Annotated in this window: 17 protein-coding genes; 10 read left to right on the top strand and 7 right to left on the bottom strand. The window is 69.8% G+C overall.

What is annotated here, in order from left to right:
* Window positions 1-52 precede the first annotated feature (52 nt).
* From AB0J09_RS04350 to AB0J09_RS04335, 4 genes are read right to left on the bottom strand one after another with little or no spacing between them, the layout of a single operon-like run.
* Window positions 53-1,399, bottom strand: a complete 1,347-nt coding sequence (locus tag AB0J09_RS04350) for a mannitol dehydrogenase family protein (RefSeq protein ID WP_360685073.1) — start codon at window positions 1,397-1,399, stop codon at window positions 53-55.
* On the bottom strand, window positions 1,396-2,604 hold the full coding sequence (manD, locus tag AB0J09_RS04345) for a D-mannonate dehydratase ManD (protein ID WP_360684901.1): 1,209 nt from the start codon (window positions 2,602-2,604) through the stop codon (window positions 1,396-1,398). Before manD ends, AB0J09_RS04350 begins: the two co-directional genes overlap by 4 nt.
* The gene (locus tag AB0J09_RS04340) at window positions 2,601-3,374 is read right to left on the bottom strand and encodes a 6-phosphogluconolactonase (protein WP_360684898.1); all 774 of its coding nucleotides are present in this window, start codon (window positions 3,372-3,374) and stop codon (window positions 2,601-2,603) included. Before AB0J09_RS04340 ends, manD begins: the two co-directional genes overlap by 4 nt.
* Entirely contained in the window at window positions 3,371-4,597 is a 1,227-nt protein-coding gene (locus tag AB0J09_RS04335) for an AGE family epimerase/isomerase (protein WP_360684895.1), read from the bottom strand. The genes AB0J09_RS04340 and AB0J09_RS04335 overlap by 4 nt, the downstream gene beginning before the upstream one ends.
* A 91-nt stretch (window positions 4,598-4,688) precedes the next feature.
* Here AB0J09_RS04335 and AB0J09_RS04330 point away from each other — a divergent pair, with 91 nt between their 5' ends.
* From AB0J09_RS04330 to AB0J09_RS04310, 5 genes are all read left to right on the top strand, one after another.
* Window positions 4,689-5,678, top strand: a complete 990-nt coding sequence (locus tag AB0J09_RS04330) for a LacI family DNA-binding transcriptional regulator (protein ID WP_360684892.1) — start codon at window positions 4,689-4,691, stop codon at window positions 5,676-5,678.
* A 63-nt stretch (window positions 5,679-5,741) separates the two neighbouring features.
* Window positions 5,742-6,521: a sugar isomerase domain-containing protein gene (locus AB0J09_RS04325; protein WP_360684889.1), complete on the top strand. Its 780-nt coding sequence runs from the start codon at window positions 5,742-5,744 to the stop codon at window positions 6,519-6,521.
* Window positions 6,512-7,762, top strand: a complete 1,251-nt coding sequence (locus AB0J09_RS04320; RefSeq protein WP_360684886.1) for a neutral/alkaline non-lysosomal ceramidase N-terminal domain-containing protein — start codon at window positions 6,512-6,514, stop codon at window positions 7,760-7,762. Before AB0J09_RS04325 ends, AB0J09_RS04320 begins: the two co-directional genes overlap by 10 nt.
* On the top strand, window positions 7,759-8,886 hold the full coding sequence (locus tag AB0J09_RS04315) for an amidohydrolase family protein (protein WP_360684883.1): 1,128 nt from the start codon (window positions 7,759-7,761) through the stop codon (window positions 8,884-8,886). The genes AB0J09_RS04320 and AB0J09_RS04315 overlap by 4 nt, the downstream gene beginning before the upstream one ends.
* Before the next feature lie 37 nt (window positions 8,887-8,923).
* Complete coding sequence (locus AB0J09_RS04310) at window positions 8,924-10,414, top strand: sodium:solute symporter family protein (protein WP_360684880.1); 1,491 nt, start codon at window positions 8,924-8,926, stop codon at window positions 10,412-10,414.
* On the opposite strand, the gene AB0J09_RS04305 is transcribed toward AB0J09_RS04310, so the two are convergent.
* Window positions 10,399-10,701, bottom strand: a complete 303-nt coding sequence (locus tag AB0J09_RS04305; RefSeq protein ID WP_360684877.1) for a hypothetical protein — start codon at window positions 10,699-10,701, stop codon at window positions 10,399-10,401. The genes AB0J09_RS04310 and AB0J09_RS04305 overlap by 16 nt on opposite strands.
* Window positions 10,702-10,996: 295 nt before the next feature.
* Between AB0J09_RS04305 and AB0J09_RS04300 the strand changes: the two genes are divergently transcribed.
* A complete protein-coding gene (locus AB0J09_RS04300; protein ID WP_360684874.1) occupies window positions 10,997-11,542 on the top strand; it encodes an AAA family ATPase in 546 nt (181 codons plus the stop codon).
* A gap of 73 nt (window positions 11,543-11,615) precedes the next feature.
* On the opposite strand, the gene AB0J09_RS04295 is transcribed toward AB0J09_RS04300, so the two are convergent.
* Window positions 11,616-12,176 carry a copper chaperone PCu(A)C gene (locus tag AB0J09_RS04295; protein ID WP_360684871.1) on the bottom strand — a complete coding sequence of 187 codons (561 nt, stop codon included), beginning with the start codon at window positions 12,174-12,176 and terminating at the stop codon, window positions 11,616-11,618.
* Between the two features lie 755 nt (window positions 12,177-12,931).
* Here AB0J09_RS04295 and AB0J09_RS04290 point away from each other — a divergent pair.
* The 4 genes from AB0J09_RS04290 (at window position 12,932) to AB0J09_RS04275 (ending at window position 15,672) form a co-directional block, all read left to right on the top strand.
* A complete protein-coding gene (locus tag AB0J09_RS04290; protein WP_360684868.1) occupies window positions 12,932-14,038 on the top strand; it encodes a PP2C family protein-serine/threonine phosphatase in 1,107 nt (368 codons plus the stop codon).
* A gap of 267 nt (window positions 14,039-14,305) precedes the next feature.
* On the top strand, window positions 14,306-14,476 hold the full coding sequence (locus AB0J09_RS04285; RefSeq protein ID WP_360684865.1) for a hypothetical protein: 171 nt from the start codon (window positions 14,306-14,308) through the stop codon (window positions 14,474-14,476).
* A 241-nt stretch (window positions 14,477-14,717) separates the two neighbouring features.
* Window positions 14,718-15,185, top strand: a complete 468-nt coding sequence (locus AB0J09_RS04280; RefSeq protein WP_360684862.1) for a DUF5994 family protein — start codon at window positions 14,718-14,720, stop codon at window positions 15,183-15,185.
* Window positions 15,186-15,348: 163 nt separating this feature from the next.
* Complete coding sequence (locus AB0J09_RS04275) at window positions 15,349-15,672, top strand: STAS domain-containing protein (protein ID WP_360684859.1); 324 nt, start codon at window positions 15,349-15,351, stop codon at window positions 15,670-15,672.
* A 108-nt stretch (window positions 15,673-15,780) separates the two neighbouring features.
* Here AB0J09_RS04275 and AB0J09_RS04270 read toward each other — a convergent pair.
* On the bottom strand, window positions 15,781-15,968 hold a 188-nt coding region (locus tag AB0J09_RS04270), incomplete at its 5' end, for a hypothetical protein (protein WP_360684856.1).

Genomic DNA, 15,968 nt, shown 5'->3' with positions numbered 1-15,968 from the left:
AGCCTCGATCTTCCGGCATCCGCCGCTCGCGATCCGGCACGGCGAAATCCGATCACGGCCGATCGGCATCGAGTGCGCGGAGGGCGGCAGCGACGCCGTCGGCGTTGAGCCGCTCCAGGCAGTCCGTGACCAGCTCGCGGAAGACCCGGTGCTCCCGGAGGTCGGCGCCGAAGATCTCCTCGATCGCCAGCAGGCGGTTCACGGTCGCCGCGGCGGAGGCCGTTCCGTCTCCGCGCAGGCGGTCGGCCAGCGGGTCGTCCAGCTCGCGTGACGTGGTGACGTGCCGCATCCACCCGGCCACGGCCAGCGCGATCCACCGGGGTTCGTGCCCGCCGGCCAGCCGGTCGCGTGCCGGGTCCAGCAGGCGCTGCGGCAGCTTCTGCGAGCCGTCCACCGCGATCTGCGCGACGCGGTGCCGCAGGCCGGGGTTGGCGAACCTGGCCAGCAGTGACTCCTTGTACCCCGCGAGGTCGAACCCGTCCAGCCCGTCCAAGGTGGGCGAGAGGTCGTCGTCCATCAGCCGGCGGAGGAACCCGGCGAACGCGGGATCGCCCACGGCCTCGGACACGTGCGCCGCCCCCGACAGGTAGGCGATGGCCGAATGGCTGCCGTTGAGCAGGCGCAGCTTCATGCGCTCGTACGGCCGGACGTCACCCACCAGGAGCGCGCCCGCCTTGTCCCAGGCCGGCCGGTCCCCGGCGAAGGAATCCTCGATCACCCACTGCGTGAACGGCTCGGTGACGACCGCGCCCAGGTCGGTCACGCCGAGCCTGGCGGCCATGTCGTCCAGGTCGGCCTGCGTGGTCGCGGGGACGATCCGGTCCACCATAGAAGCGGGGAACCGTACGTTCTCCTCGACCCATGCGAGCAGTGGCGGCTCGCACAGCTCTGTCACGAGCCCGGCGAGGGTGGCGCCGTTGCCGGGGAGGTTGTCGCAGGAGACGACGGTGAGCGGGCCCGCGTCCGCGGCGGCACGCGCGCGTAGCCCGGCGACGAGCCTCCCGATCGCGCCGGGCCGCGGGTCGCGGCGGTACGCCTTCTCCGTGATGGTCAGCGTGACGACCCCCGTCTCCGGCGCGGCCAGCCGTGCGGCGAGGTCGTCACCGGGGGCGAGCACGTCGCGCACTGATCCGACCACGCGGACCTCGTCGCCGGCGCGCACGCCGTACAGGCAGTCCTGGGGGCGGAGCCGGTCGGCCACGTCGGTGCTGCGCTGGCTGGCTCCGCAGATGCCCCAGCGGTCGTCGCCGGTCGCGGCCATGGCGCGCTCGGTGTAGACGGCCTGGTGGGCCCGGTGGAAGGCGCCGATGCCGAGGTGCACGACGCCGGTGAGGCGCGGCTCCGCGAGCGGGCGCGCGGCGGGCGCGACCCTGGACAGGGTGGCGCGGCTGAGTCTCACCAATTGTGCATGCTCCCGTCCGTCAGCCGGTTGACCGGCAGGTAGGCCGGCTCGTAGGGATAGCGGGCGGCGAGCTTCTCGTCGATGTCGACGCCGAGGCCGGGCTCCTCGCTCGGATGGAGGTAGCCGTCGGCGAAGTGGTAACCGTGCGGGAACATCTCGTCGGTGGCCTCGGTGTGCCGCATGTACTCCTGGATGCCGAAGTTGGGGACGGCGATGTCCAGGTGGAGCGCGGCCGACATGCAGACGGGGGAGAGGTCGGTGGCGCCGTGCGAGCCGGTGCGCACGTGGTGGAGCGCGGCGAGGTCGAAGATCCGCCGCAGGTGGGTGATCCCACCCGCGTGGACGACCGTGGCCCGGATGTAGTCGATGAGCTGCTCGCGGATCAGCTGCTCGCAGTCCCAGATCGAGTTGAACACCTCGCCGACCGCGATCGGTGCCGTGGTGTGCTGCCTGATCAGCCGGAACCCCTCCTGGAGCTCGGCGGGCACCGGATCCTCCAGCCAGAAGGGCGCGTACTCCTCCAGCCGCGAACCGAGCCGGCCGGCCTCGATCGGGGTCAGCCGGTGGTGGATGTCGTGCAGGATGTGCAGGTCGTAGCCGAAGCGGTCGCGTACGGCGGCGAACAGCTCGGGCACGACACGCAGGTAGCGCTCGGTCGACCAGGTGGCCTCGCTCGGCAGCTTGGCGTCGGCGGGCTCGTAGAACATCTTGTCGTTGCTGACGCCGTAGGTCGCGTCGAGACCGGGGACACCGCACTGCACGCGGACCGCGCGGTAGCCGAGATCGACATACTTCGCGACCTCGTCGAGCACCTCGGGAATCGTCTCGCCGTTGGCGTGGCCGTACACCGTGACGCCCTCGCGCGAGCGCCCGCCGAGCAGCTGGTAGACGGGCAGCCCGGCGACCTTGCCCTTGATGTCCCAAAGGGCGGTGTCGACGGCCGCGATCGCGGTCATCGTGACCGGGCCGCGCCGCCAGTACGCGCCGCGGTAGAGGTACTGCCAGGTGTCCTCGATGCGTGCGGGGTCGCGGCCGATGAGCAGCGGGCAGACGTGGTCACGCAGGTAGGACGCGACCGCGAGCTCTCTGCCGTTGAGCGTCGCGTCGCCGATGCCGGTGACGCCGTCCGAGGTCGTGATCTTCAGGGTGACGAAGTTCCGGCCCGGGCTGGTGACGATGACCTTGGCGTCGGTGATTCTCACTGGTAGGCCTCCAGGTCGGCGAAGAGCGTGCAGTCCGGGTGGGTACGCAGGACTGAGGCGGGGCAGCTCTCGGCGACCGGCCCGTCGAGCGCGGCGGCGAGCGCGGCCTTCTTGTTCGGGCCGGGCACGGTGGCGACCAGCGTGCGCCCGGCCATCAGCGTGGGAACGGTCAGCGTGATCGCCCGCTCGGGCACGTCCGCGAGCGTGGCGAAGCACCCGTCGCTGACCTGTTGCCGCCGGCAGGCGTCGTCGAGCTCGACGACCTTGACCGCGAGGGGATCGGCGAAGTCGGCCACCGGAGGATCGTTGAACGCCAGGTGGCCGTTGTCGCCGATGCCCAGGCAGACCAGGTCGATCGGGCCGCGGCCGAGGAGTTCGGCGTAGCGCGCGCTCTCCGTCTCCGGGTCGTCGCCCGGCTCGATCACGTGGACCGCGCCCGGCCGCACGGCGTCCCAGAGCTCGTGGTGGAGGAAGCGGCCGAACCGCTGCGGCGCGTCCGCGGGCAGGCCGATGTACTCGTCCATGTGGAAGACGACGACCCTGGACCAGTCGATCCCCTCGGCCGCGCGCAGGCCGGCCAGCGTCTCCCGCTGCGAGGGCGCGGCGGCGAAGACCACCCTGGCCTCGCCGCGGGTGTCGAGCGCCGTGCGCAACGCCGCCGCCGCGGCACGCGCCGCCGCGGCGCCGGACTCCGCCCTGTCGCTGAATATCCGGACATCGAGGCGTCCGGCGACCCGCTTGATCACGGGGTCCGTGTTCGTGGCCGTCACGGCCGGCCTCCCTGAGCGCCGAGTTCGAGGATCTGCATGAGGTTCCTGGAGATGTGGTACGGGTCCTTGACCGGCAGAGCGACGACTTCATCAAGCGGGGCCCCGGCCCGGTCCCTGATCTGGACCCACTCCTCGCCGTCCGCTCCGCCGGGGAACGTGCCGAGCGTGTAGTCCCAGATCCGGTCGAACCAGCCGGCCGCCTCCCGGTCGCCGTAGCGCACGGCCGCCAGCCGGGTGGTGTAGGCGGCTTCCGTGTGGACCCACCACAGCTTGGTCGACCAGGTCCGCCTGACGAGGTCTTCGTACGGCCCGCCGTACGGCCGGCCGGAGACGCCGACGTAGCGGAACAGGCCGCCGTGCTCGTCGTCCCACCCGGCCTCGCACAGCGCGGAGACACTGGCGACCAGGTCACCGTGGTCGCCGGTCTCGCCGAGCAACTCGCCTGCCTCCAGTGCCATCCAGATCCCCTCCAGCGCGTGGCCGGGGGTGCGGTGCCTGGCCAGGACCGTGTCCCGCATGCCGGGATCGGCCACGAAGGTCTCGGTGAACAGGCCGCTCTCCTCCCGATGCGCGACCATGGCCCGGCGCGCGGCACGCAGCTCGTCCGCGTAGGGGAGCGCGTCCGCGGACACCGCCTGGTGCGCGCGTACCTGGTCGAGCCTGGCGTTGAGGACGATCATGCGGGCGCCGAACCCCGAGCAGCCGGGCGGCAGCGGGTACGGCGGCGTCGGGGGATCACCCGCCTCCACGTCGTCCGCGATCCGCTGGACGATCACATCGATCGTGGGGAGGTACTCGGGCGAGCCGGTGTATCTGGTGAGCTCGGCGAGCCCCATGGCGACGAAGGCGTCGGCGAAGATGCTGCGCTCCGTGGGCAGCGGCCCGCCCTCCTCGTCCAGGACGTAGGCGCACTGGCCGTCAGGCCGGACGGCGTGGTCGAGGAGGAAGGACGCGCCGCGTTCCGCGTGCCGTACGAGCGTGGCGGAGTCGAAACGCCGCGAGAGCAGGTCGCGGTCGGCGAGCCGGGCGGCGCGGGCGAGCAGCCAGACGAAACGCCCCTGCGACCAGGTGAACTTGTTCGTGGACAGCCGGCGACGGCCGCGATTGTCGAAGCAGGTGAAGAACCCGCCGTGCTCGGTGTCGATGCCGTTGGCGAGCCAGAACGGGAGGATGACGTCTTCGAGTTGCCTGCGGGCGATCTGCTCGGGCTGCTCGGAACCCATGCCGTCCTTTCCATGGAGGACAATGAAAGCGATTGCATGGATTCTGGCTTCGCTAGAGTACTTCGGTCAAGCCAATGCTGAGGAGCGCGGTGTGAGCAAGCCGACGATCTACTCCATCGCCCAGCGGTGCGGCGTCTCCGCCGCGACCGTGTCGCGGGCCTTCAACCGCCCGGAGCTGGTCAGCGCGCCCGTCAGGGACCGGATCATGGCCGCCGCCCGCGAGCTCGGCTACCAGCCGAGCTCGGCCGCGCGCGGCCTGGTCACGGGCAGGGCCGAGATGATCGGGCTGGTCGTCTCCGACATCACCAACCCGTTCTTCCCGCTGCTCGTACGGGCGATCCAGCGTACGGCGGAGCGGATGGGGAGCTCGGTCATGCTGGTCGACGCGGAGGAGAGCGCGGCGGCGGAAGTGAGACACGTCGCCCAGCTCCGCAGCAGGGTGGACGGGGTGATCGTGGCCTCGCCGCGCTCGTCGTCGTCGGCTCTGCGCGAGGCCGCGAGGGGGCTTCCCTGCGTCCTGCTCAACCGCCCGCTGCGCGACCTCTCCTCGGTGATCTGCGACAACACCAGCGCGCTCTTCGACGCGGGCGAGCATCTCCACAAGCATGGGCACCGCTCGTTCGCGCTGCTCGCCGGGCCGAGCGCGTCGTGGGCCGCGGCCCGGCGCTCGCACGCGATCCGCAGGTGGGCGCGGGGCCGCGGGGTCGAGCTCGTGGAGCTCGGCCCGTTCCGCGCGACGTTCAAGGGCGGCAGGCAGGCCGGTGCCGCGCTGCTCGGGACCGACGCCACCGCCGCCTTCGCCTTCGACGACCTCACCGCGTGCGGGGTGCTCGCCGAGCTGGCCGGGCGCGGCGTCTCCGTGCCGGGGGAGCGCAGCGTCGTGGGCTGCGACGACGTGCTTCTCGCAAGGACCGTGACGCCGAGCCTGACCACGGTGACCGCGCCGATGGACGACCTCGGCGCCACTGCGGTCCAGGTCCTGACCAGGCAGATCGAGGCGCCGGGTGGCGCTCCGGAGCACATCAGGCTGCCCGGCGTCTTCGTCGCACGCGACTCCACGGGCCCACGAGCTGCCTCTTGACCGGGATTCGGTCATGGACTTAAATGCCTGCAATCGCTTTCATCGGTCACGAGGAGCCTGCAGGTGCAAAACGGACGGCACGCGTCGCTCATGCGGACGTACGCCGAGCAGGTCGCAGGCCTGATCGGCAGGATCGAGAACGAGGAGGCCGACGCCATCGGGGCGGCGGCGAAGCTCATCGCCGACCACATCGCCCGGCACGGGACGGACCGGCTGATCTACGTCTACGGCCCGGGAGGGCACTCGAACCTCGCCGCGCAGGAGGTGTTCTTCCGCGCCGGCGGCCTGGTCAACGTCAGCGCGATCCTCGACGAGGGCACGCTGCTGTCCGGCGGCGCGCTGCGCTCTATGGCGATCGAACGCACCCCCGGTTACGGCCGCGTCGTCATCGAGGACAACAGGCTCGGCGCGGGCGACCTGCTCATCCTGGTCAACGCCTACGGGATCAACGCCGCACTCATCGACGCCGCGCTGACCGCCCGGGAGCACGGCGTCACCGTCATCGGCGTCTCCTCCAGGGACCACGCCGACCGGACCGCGCCCGGCCACCCGGCCAGGCACCCCACCAAGCAGAACCTGCACGACCTCGTCGACCTGCACATCGACACGAAGGTGCCGATCGGCGACGCCGTACTCGAGATCGAGGGGGTCCCCGAGCGGGTCGGCGCGATCTCGACGTTCGCCAACGCCTACACGCTCAACTGCGTCATGGCCGCGGCGATCGCCGAGCTGGCCGAGCGCGGCACGGTTCCCGAGATCTGGCGCAGCGGGAACGCGCCGGGCGGCGACGAGCGCAACGGGCTCTTCCTCGACCGCTTCCGCGGGCGGGTCCGATGGCTGTGAACAGGCTGTTCGCCGGGGCCGCGGTCGCCGACATCACGCCGCCGGTCGGCGGCTCGCTCGCCGGTTACGCCGCCCGTACTTCCGCGTCCACCACAGTGCACGACCCGCTGCTGGCCACCGCTGTGGCGGTCTCGGACGGCGCGACCACGTCCATCGTGATCTCCGCCGACCTCATCGCGCTCGACCCGGACACCACCCGGCGGATCGCCCGTGACCTGCACGAGCGCACCGGGATCCCAGAGGAACGGGTGGCCGTGGCGGCGACGCACACGCACGCGGGGCCCGCGGTGACCAGGGGCGGCATCGGCGGCGTCGCCGACCCGCGATACGTCCAGGACGCCTGCTCGCAGATCGTCGGCGCCGGTGCCGCCGCGCTCGACGCGCTGGCGCCTGCCGTGCTCCGCCGCGGCTGCGGCACGCTCCACGGCGTCGCCCACAACCGGCGCGGCGGGACCCTCACCGACCCCGCGGTCCCGGTCGTACGGCTGGAGCGCGAGAACGGCGAGCCCATCGCCACCGTGTTCTCCCACGCCTGCCATCCGGTGACGCTCGGCCCCGACAACCTTCAGATCACCGCGGACTGGCCCGGCTACGCGCGGCGGCACCTGGAGTCCAGGATCGGCGGTGTGGCCGTGTTCCTCCAGGGCTGCTGCGGCCAGCTCAACACCGGGCACACCGCGCTCGACAGCCTGCGCGGCACCGAGCCACGCCCGGGCAGGACCTTCGAGGCCGCGGAGCGGACCGGGACCCTGGTGGGTGAGGCCGCGCTCGGTGCCGCCACGGAACCGGTCGCGGGGCCGGTGTCGGTGGCCGCCACGCGCGTCGAACTGCCGCTCGGCGACCCGCTCACGCCGGGCGAGCTGCGCGCGCTCGCGGACGAACCCGACGGGGTATGGGCGGGGTGGGCGCTGGCCCAACTGGCCGACCCCGGACCGGCGTCGGTCGAGGTCCAGGTCGCCGTGCACCGGTGGGGCGGCGTGCCGCTGGTGTTCCTTCCCTGCGAGCCCTTCGTCGAGTTCGCCGTGGAACTGCGTGCCGCGCTCGGCGATCCCGGGCTGCTCGTCGCCGGTTACACGGGCGGGGTGCCCGGCTACCTGCCCTATCCGGAGACACACTACGACGAGGGCGGCTACGAGATCTGCGAGGCCCATCGGGCCTACGGACTTCGTGCCGCGTTCACGCCCGACGCCGGCCGCCTGGTCATGGCCGCCGCCCAGGCACTCGCGGGGGAGGCGGTGTGACGGTCTTCGAGGGCAGGCTCGCGGACGGGCGTCCCGTACGGGTCGAGCTGGACGGGCCGCGGATCGCCGCGGTCACCGATATCCGTGACGCACCCGACGAGCTCATCCTCCCGGGCCTGGTGGACATCCAGGTCAACGGGTACGGCGGGCGTGACTTCAACGCGGACGACCTCTCGACCCGCGACGTAGTCGAGCTGGTACGCGAGCTGTGGAAACGCGGCACCACAACGTTGTGCCCCACGATCATCACGGCGCCGGAAGACAAGATCACCAGAAACCTGCGCGTGATCGCGGCGGCGCGACAGGCCGATCCGCTGGTCAGGCATGCCATACCCGCCCTGCACGTAGAGGGGCCCTACCTGGCGCCCGAGGACGGGCCGCGGGGCGCGCACGAAGCCGATCACCTGCGCGATCCCGACATCGCCGAGTTCGGGCGCTGGCAGGAGGCGAGCGGCGGGCTCGTGAAGATCGTCACGTTGGCTCCCGAGCGGGCGGGCGCCGTCGATTACATCGCCGAGCTCTCCCGGCGGAACGTCATCGCGTCCATCGGGCACACCGCGGCGGCGCCCGCCGACATCGAGTCGGCCGTGCGGGCGGGTGCGCGGCTCTCCACCCATCTGGGCAACGGCTCGCACGCGATGATCCGCAGGCATCCCAACTACATCTGGGCGCAGCTCGCCGACGACAGGCTCGCCGCGACGTTCATCGCGGACGGGCACCACCTGCCCGCCGACACGTTCACCGTGATGCTCCGTGCCAAGGGGACCGGCCGCGCGCTGCTGGTGAGCGACTCCGTCGCGCTGGCCGGCTGCGCTCCGGGCGACTACACGACCCCGGTCGGCGGCCGGATCACGGTGCGTGAGGACGGCCGGGTGACGCTGCCCGGCGGTGAGCTGCTCGCCGGTTCGGGGAGCTCGCTGATCGAGTGCCTCGCCTGGGTGGTCACGCGTACCGAGGTCGAGCTCGGCACCGCGGTGGGCCTGGCCGCGGCGAACCCTGCCCGGCTGCTCGGAACCGGCCGCGGCCGCGTCGAACCCGGCGCGCCCGCCGACCTGATCGTCACCACTCCCGACCTGTCTGTCCTGCACACCTTTGTGAACGGCGTTCCCGTCCACAGCGCCTGACCTGCACCGCTCCCCACCCCCCGACCTGGGAGATCTCATGGGTTTTCTCGACTGGCTAGTGATCTGCGGCTACTTCGTCGTGATGATCGCGATCGGCGTCTGGGCGAAGTCCCGCATCCGCGACGCCAAGGACTTCTTCACCGCCGGCGGCAAGATGCCCTGGTGGCTGTCCGGGATCTCCCACCACATGTCGGGCTACAGCTCGGCGGTCTTCGTCGGCTACGCGGCCATCGCCTACACCGCCGGTTTCACCCTGTACGTCTGGTGGGCGATCGGCATCACGTTCGCGATGCTGGTCGGGTCGTTCCTGTTCGCGCCGCGCTGGCCACGGCTGCGGCAGCGGCTCGGGATCATCTCGCCGCTGGAATATCTCGCGACCCGCTACAACGTGCCGGCGCAGCAGGTGCTCGCGTGGAGCGGCACCGCTCTCAAGGTCTTCGACGTCGGCGCCAAGTGGGCGGCGACCGCGCTGCTGCTCCAGGTGTTCGCGGGCGTGCCGATCGCCTGGGGCGTGCTGCTCACCGGAGGGGTCACGCTGATCTACTCGACGATCGGCGGGCTGTGGGCTGACGCGCTCACCGACCTCGGTCAGTTCATCATCCAGCTCGTCGCGGGGATCACGCTGTTCGTCGCGGTGCTCGCCAAGCTCGGTGGCCTGTCCGCGATCTGGACGCTGTGGGACCGGCTTCCCGAAGGACACGGCCAGCCGTTCAACGACAAGTACACAATGGGCTTCGTCCTGGTCTACCTGCTGATCAACACGCTTTCCTACAACGGCGGGACCTGGAACCTCGCCCAGCGTTTCATCGCGGCGCCGACCGGGGACTCGGCCCGCCGCGCCGCGCTGTTCTCCGCGGGCCTCTACCTCTTCTGGCCGCTCGTGCTGTTCTTCCCGATGTGGGCCGCGCCGGTCCTGCTCCCCAACCTGGCCGAGCCCGACCAGTCCTACGCGCTGCTGACCCAGCAGCTGCTGCCCGGCGGGCTCATCGGCCTCGTGCTCGCCGGGATGTTCGCGCACACGATGGCGATGACGTCTTCCGACGCCAACGCGATCTCCTCGGTGGTGGTCAGGGACATCATCCCCGCGGTCTGGAAGCGGGCACACCGGCTCTCGTCCAAGTCCGAGCTGCTGGCCGGCCGGGTCGCCACGTCCCTGTTCATCGCGCTGTCGATGGGCATCGCGCTCAGCGCGGACAACTTCGGCGGTGTGCTGGGCCTGCTCATCCTCTGGTTCGGCGCGCTGGTCGGTCCGATCGCCATCCCGATGCTGCTCGGCATGCTGCCGATGTTCCGCCGCTGCGGTCCCGCCGCCGCGATCGGATCCTGGGCGACCGGGCTCGTGGTCTTCGCGCTCCTGAAGTACGTCTTCCCCGGTCAGGGCCAGACCGTGGAGGTGGCCGCCCCGGTCCTGTCCGCGCTGGTGGTGTTCGTACTCATCGGCCTTGTCGCTCCGGCCCGCAACGCCGAGGCCGACGCGCTGGTCGACTCGCTGAACACCGAGCAGCCCGAGTTTCAGTCCTCGCCGTGATAGGCGCGTAGCTCGCGGCGCGCCTGGTGACGGCTGCGGCGGCGCTCTTCGCGCCGGAAGTGGTGCCACTCCCGGCCCCCACCGAGGCTGCCGCAACCGAACAGGTAGTGGTCGGTGGCGCCCCAGTAACAGCCGCTTGTGCGGTGGCTCATGGACGCGCTGTCGGCGGTGATCTCGTCAGACAGCGTGCACAGCCCGAAGCGATGATCATGTACGGGCAGACAGGTCATCATCGGCGCGTCAGCCATCCGCACCCACCAGGGCCGGGTCTTGTCGGTCTTGCTCATACGGTCACCTTTCGGCTCCGTGACGCCCCGGGCTGGGGCTGTCATGGGACCGGATGCACCGTGACCACCTCCGACTTCGCGCATGCCCGGCGATGTGGAACGCCGAGCGCTGGGTACGTATCCTACGGCCGGACGCACCGACCGCATGCTGATCTATGACGAAGCACATCTGCCGTCGGTGCCCAGTGAGTACGGCCATCACCGCAACGGTCATCGGCCGCACCATCTACGCCGCATGCGACGGGTTCAGCAGCGGTATCGGACGCCCAGATCCGCGACGTACGAGGAATGATCGATGAAGCGCTACATCCTGACCGGCACCCCTGGAGCCGGGAAGACCGCGATCCTCCGCTGGCTGGAGCGTGACGGCTACACCGTCGTCGAGGAGGCGGCCACAGATGTGATCGCCCTGCACCAGGCCCAGGGCGATCGCGAGCCGTGGACGAAGCCGTCCTTCGTGGAGGAGATCATCGCCTTGCAGCACCGACGGCAGGCACAGGCCGCGGCCCTTCCCGGCGAGGTACAGATCTACGATCGATCGCCGGTCTGCACCTACGCTCTGGCTACTTATGCCGGCCATCCCGTCTCTCCGGGCCTGTCCCGCGAATTGGAGCGCATCCAGGCCCGGCAGATCTACGAGAAGAAGGTCTTCTTCATTCAGAATCTCGGGTTCGTCGCTCAGACCGACGCGCGGCTGATCACCTTTGAGGAGTCGCTGCGATTCGAGCAGATCCACCAGGACGCCTACACCTCACTCGGCTACGAGTGCGTGCCGATTGCCCCGGGCATGCTGCCGGACCGGGTGGCAGCGGTCAAGAAGCAGCTCGAAGCCGCATCATGACAACGAACCGGGTCAGCCGCATGGCCGCGTGAAGGCGTCTATCCTGTCGTCGCCCAAGGGCTGGCGCTGCGGGTCAGCTGGGGCTCGGTGTGGACGATCCGGCTCCTCGTTCCAGCGGCAGTACAGGGATGCGCAGGGTGAGGGTACCGGTGGAGAAGCGGAATGTGACGTCGATCGGAGTGGCCCCGAGCGGGCGGTGGATGTCGATGAGTTCCAGGTGAGGGCGGTCGTGCCCCTCTTGGAGTGAGAGGGTGCCGCGAGCGGGGATCGTCACGTGGACGGGTTGCCGGGGAGCGGAGGGGCTTTCGCGATAGACGACCCTTTCCGCGTGCACGGTGCTGACGCCGTCGAGTTTCTGGGGTTTGTCGCTGTTGTTGACCAGGGTCAGGTACAGGCCCAGGTCGTCTCCTGCCTTCTGCTTGTCCATGGGCGGGGCCAGGATGTGGACGTGCAGCAGCCGCATCGCACCGACCTGCCCATCGACCAGGCCGTTACGGTTCCAGGTGGGTTGAGGCGCGACGGACTGCATCGGGGAGCCGCAGGCCGGGAGGAGCAGCAGCAGGCAAGCCGTCAGTAGCAAGGGAATCGCCGCGCGCCGCGCATCGACTCGAAGGTCCCAATATGCAGTCTTCATACCGCGCTCCCGGTGAGTTGAGTGCTGTGCTTCGTTGGGCGCGGTATACGCAGCACGAACCATGCGCCGCGGAGGCTGTCTTCCAAGGGCCGCACTTGGGAGCGCCGCCTGCAGAGGGTTGACCGCAAGCACGATGTACCCACCTGAGAGGGGGGCATGTCATTCCGCGCGCCAGTTCACACCGTGTCGAGAGCGAGCAGGGTGATCGTACGGTGTCGCCGTCGATCAGATCGCGCAACTCGGGATCCGGCAGTCGCCGCGACCACGCGGGCAGGGGAACGGTGTTGTCCGCCGGATGAATGCCACGCATGACGGGACACGATGATGTGCGCGCATCCGTTGATGGCGTTCAGCACAGCCTGCCGCAGTGTTCATAGGCACTTTCCGCGCGCGCCAGCGTGGACGCGGCCCGGACATATCGTTTCAGCGCGTTGATACTGACAGCTTGGACGGTTCGTCCGATGAGAATCCATAGGGCGTCTCTCGATCCCTGCTGGGGAAGGTAAGCGGGGACGCTAAAGAAATCTGCCGCTCGGACCGAGCAAAGCGGAAGCCAATATTACGCTAAAGGGGGAAATGGCGGAGAATGGAAGTATTGGCGGGGAACCAAAGTAGTCATGAGGAAACTCGGGCGTGGGGGCCGCAGGGTTGCGGTGGACCGGTCGGAAGGATTTGGCGAGCGGCTCCTGGGCCACCTGCTGGACCGGGCTCATACGATGCCGCCACAGCTGGTCGCTCCGCTGGTGGCGGAGGAGGTGCGCAGGATCGGCGGCTGGGACGTTTCGATTCTGCTCTTGGACTACGACCAGGTGATGTTGGTGCCACTGCCTGGGAGGGGGCTCACGGTTGGCGCTCCCATGCCGATCGAGGGAACGCTGGCAGGTGAGGCCTTTGTCCGTGAGACGCCGGTGGAACATCGCCAGGCCGACGGCATACAGATGTTCCTGCCGCTACTCGATGGCAGCGACGAGGTCGGGGTGATGGCCCTCACCCTCGACAGCGTCGATGACGATGACCGCCGGTTGCTGCGGCGGCTCGCCGGCCTGGTCGCCGACATGCTCGTCACCAAGAACAGTTACACAGACCAGTTCTTCCAGGCACGCCGCCGCAAACCGATGAGCGTGGCCGCGGAGATCCAGTGGTCGCTGATGCCTCCACTGGCCATGACCACTCCGCAGGTCGCGGTTGCCGGAATCATGGAGCCCGCCTACGACGTCGCCGGCGACAGCATGGACTACGCAATCAACGACAACATCCTGCACATGGCCGTCATCGACGCGATGGGCCACGGCCTGAACGCCGCCGTGCTGGCGACTGTCGCCATCGGCGCCTACCGGCACGCCAGGCGCGCCAACGTCGGACTCGCCGAACTGTACGCGTTCATGGACTCCGCCATCGATGAACAGTTCGGCCCCGACCAGTTCGTCACGGCGCAGATGATGCGTCTGGACATCGGCTCGGGCCACTTGCAGTGGGTCAACGCCGGGCACCCGGCGCCCATGCTGATCCGCGGCAACCGGGTCATCCAGGCCTTGGAGGGCCCCGGAACCCTGCCGGTCGGCTTCGGTGGCGCCACCCCATTGATCAACACCCAGCAGCTCCGGCGCGGAGATCGGGTGCTGTTCTACACCGATGGCCTCATCGAGGAGCACAAGGCCGGTGGTGAGCAGTTCGGTGAAGAACGTTTGATCAGCTCCATCGAGCACGTCGGGCCCCTTACCGGGAGCGTTCAGGAGATGGTACGAGCCCTTTCCCACACGCTGATGCGAGAGAGGGAAGGGACGACAACCGACGACGCGAGCATCTTCCTGGTCGAATGGTGTGGAGGCACTGCCGATCATCTCACCAACTTGGATTTCTGACCCTCATGCGCTGGATGTACTCCCGGCGAGAACCACGCGATAGCTGTGAGCCGATCTCCACCGGTGATGAGGCTGCGCGTCTGCCAGCTCGCCGGCCACGTTGACTGACAGTGATCGAGCGAGCTCGTCGCGCGTGGATGACCAGAGGTGGAAGAGGCCTATGACGAGCTCGGATCGGACGAGTCACTACGATGGCGTATCGACAAGGGCTCGTGCACGCGCATCTGGGCTGGATGTTTATCGACGACCCGACCTCGACCACGCGTTATGCTCCTGATCTGCTCGCCGCCGACCTCCGCCCGCCACGGCCTCGACCGGCACCAGATCGACTCGGCGGCCGGCCTGATCCGCCTATTCGAGCGGCTCGTCTGGGCGAGCGACGTGCGCTGGCCCTCCTCGGACCGCGTCCGGCGACACCGCCGCGACGGCGTCCCCTAACGAGCCCGCACCCCGCCGGACGATGACCAGGGCAGGGGGCCGTTCGACAGCCCCTGCGATGCGTCCCTCCGCCGCGCGCCTCCGTAGATTCCCTCGAATGAGGTAACCTATGGCCACCGAGGACATTCCGTGCGTTGGCATCCAGGTCGGCGTCGCCCACGGCGAACCACGTTTCGGTCCTTCGAGGGCCCGGACAGGCCAGGCGATCATGAAGCCGACCCTTCTCTCTCGTCTCAAGCTCTTGAGTCCCGTCGCTTCCGCTCTTCCCGCCTGCGACTCCACGATCCGGCTCAGCCTGAGTCCCGCGCTCGACCGGCGAGCCACCGTGGACGGGGCCTGGTGGCCCCGCTCCAGCGACGCCGCCGCCGAGCTGCCCGGCCTCATCGCCGCCGTTGATCAGCGGCTCGGCCGGTCCACGATGCGCGTCAGCGTGTACAGGGACGCCTGGGTCCACATCCCGCGCCGTATCCCGGCGTGCGGGCGGCAGGTCAGAGTCGGCTGGTTCTGCCACGCCGACCCCCGCGTGGTCATCTTGACCCTCGCCGGCTCAGAGCAGATCGTCCTGCTGATCATCGAGCCGGACACGGCCCGCGGTCCCGCCGAGGCCACGCTCGAACTCGCTGCGCAGGACACGACGGGCTTCAGCCCTACGGAGATCCTCACCATCGCGCGCCTTCCCGCCGTCCCGTACACCCGGGAGAGCCCATGACCGATCGCGGAACCGTCCATCACACCGACCCGCCGACCGCCCCGGTGTGACCACGCGCCGCCTGCCGGCCGGATTGAGCAGTGCTGACACCGCCCCTTCTGGCGGCCCACCGCTCTCCCGCCGGCAGGCGCCTCATCCCTTCTCTTCTCCGATCGGAGACTTCATGAGCATCATCGACACCGCCCCGCCCGGCGGGGCAGGCTCAGCGGCCCCCACCACCGTCCACCTGGTGGGCGAGATCGACATCTTCACCAGCAAGGCCCTGCGCCGGCAGCTGCTGAACACGCTGCGCCACAGCACCAGCCCGCTCATCATCGACCTGTCACAGGTGCCCTTCTGCGATGTCGGCGGGCTGGCCGTGCTGGTCGGCATCCAGCGTCGCGCCCGTGCTCAGGGCATCACCCTCGCCTTGGCCGCGCCTCGTCCGGAGGTGTTCCGGCTGCTGCACGTAACCGGCCTGGACCGTGGTCTGCCCCTGGTGACCTGACCGCTCGCCTGGGGACGGCATCGGCGGACGGACCGCCGACATCGGCAGCCCGCATCGGCCCGATCTGCTCGCGGCGGACTCGCCGACGTGGACGGGGACGACCAGGTCTCAAGCGGGCGCCGCCACGCCCTGACGCAGGTCGCTGGGCGCGCTCTCGCCGGTGAAGACGAGTCTGAGGCCGTCCACGGTGACCTTGGCGATCTGGCCCGGCCGGAGTTCGCCGTACAGGATCTTCTCCGACAGCGAGTCCTCGAGCTCGCGCTGGATCGTACGGCGCAGCGGACGGGCGCCCATGA

The sequence above is a fragment of the Nonomuraea sp. NPDC049784 genome, assembly GCF_040659615.1.
GTDB lineage: Bacteria > Actinomycetota > Actinomycetes > Streptosporangiales > Streptosporangiaceae > Nonomuraea.
This window is presented reverse-complemented; position numbering and strand designations above follow the sequence as displayed.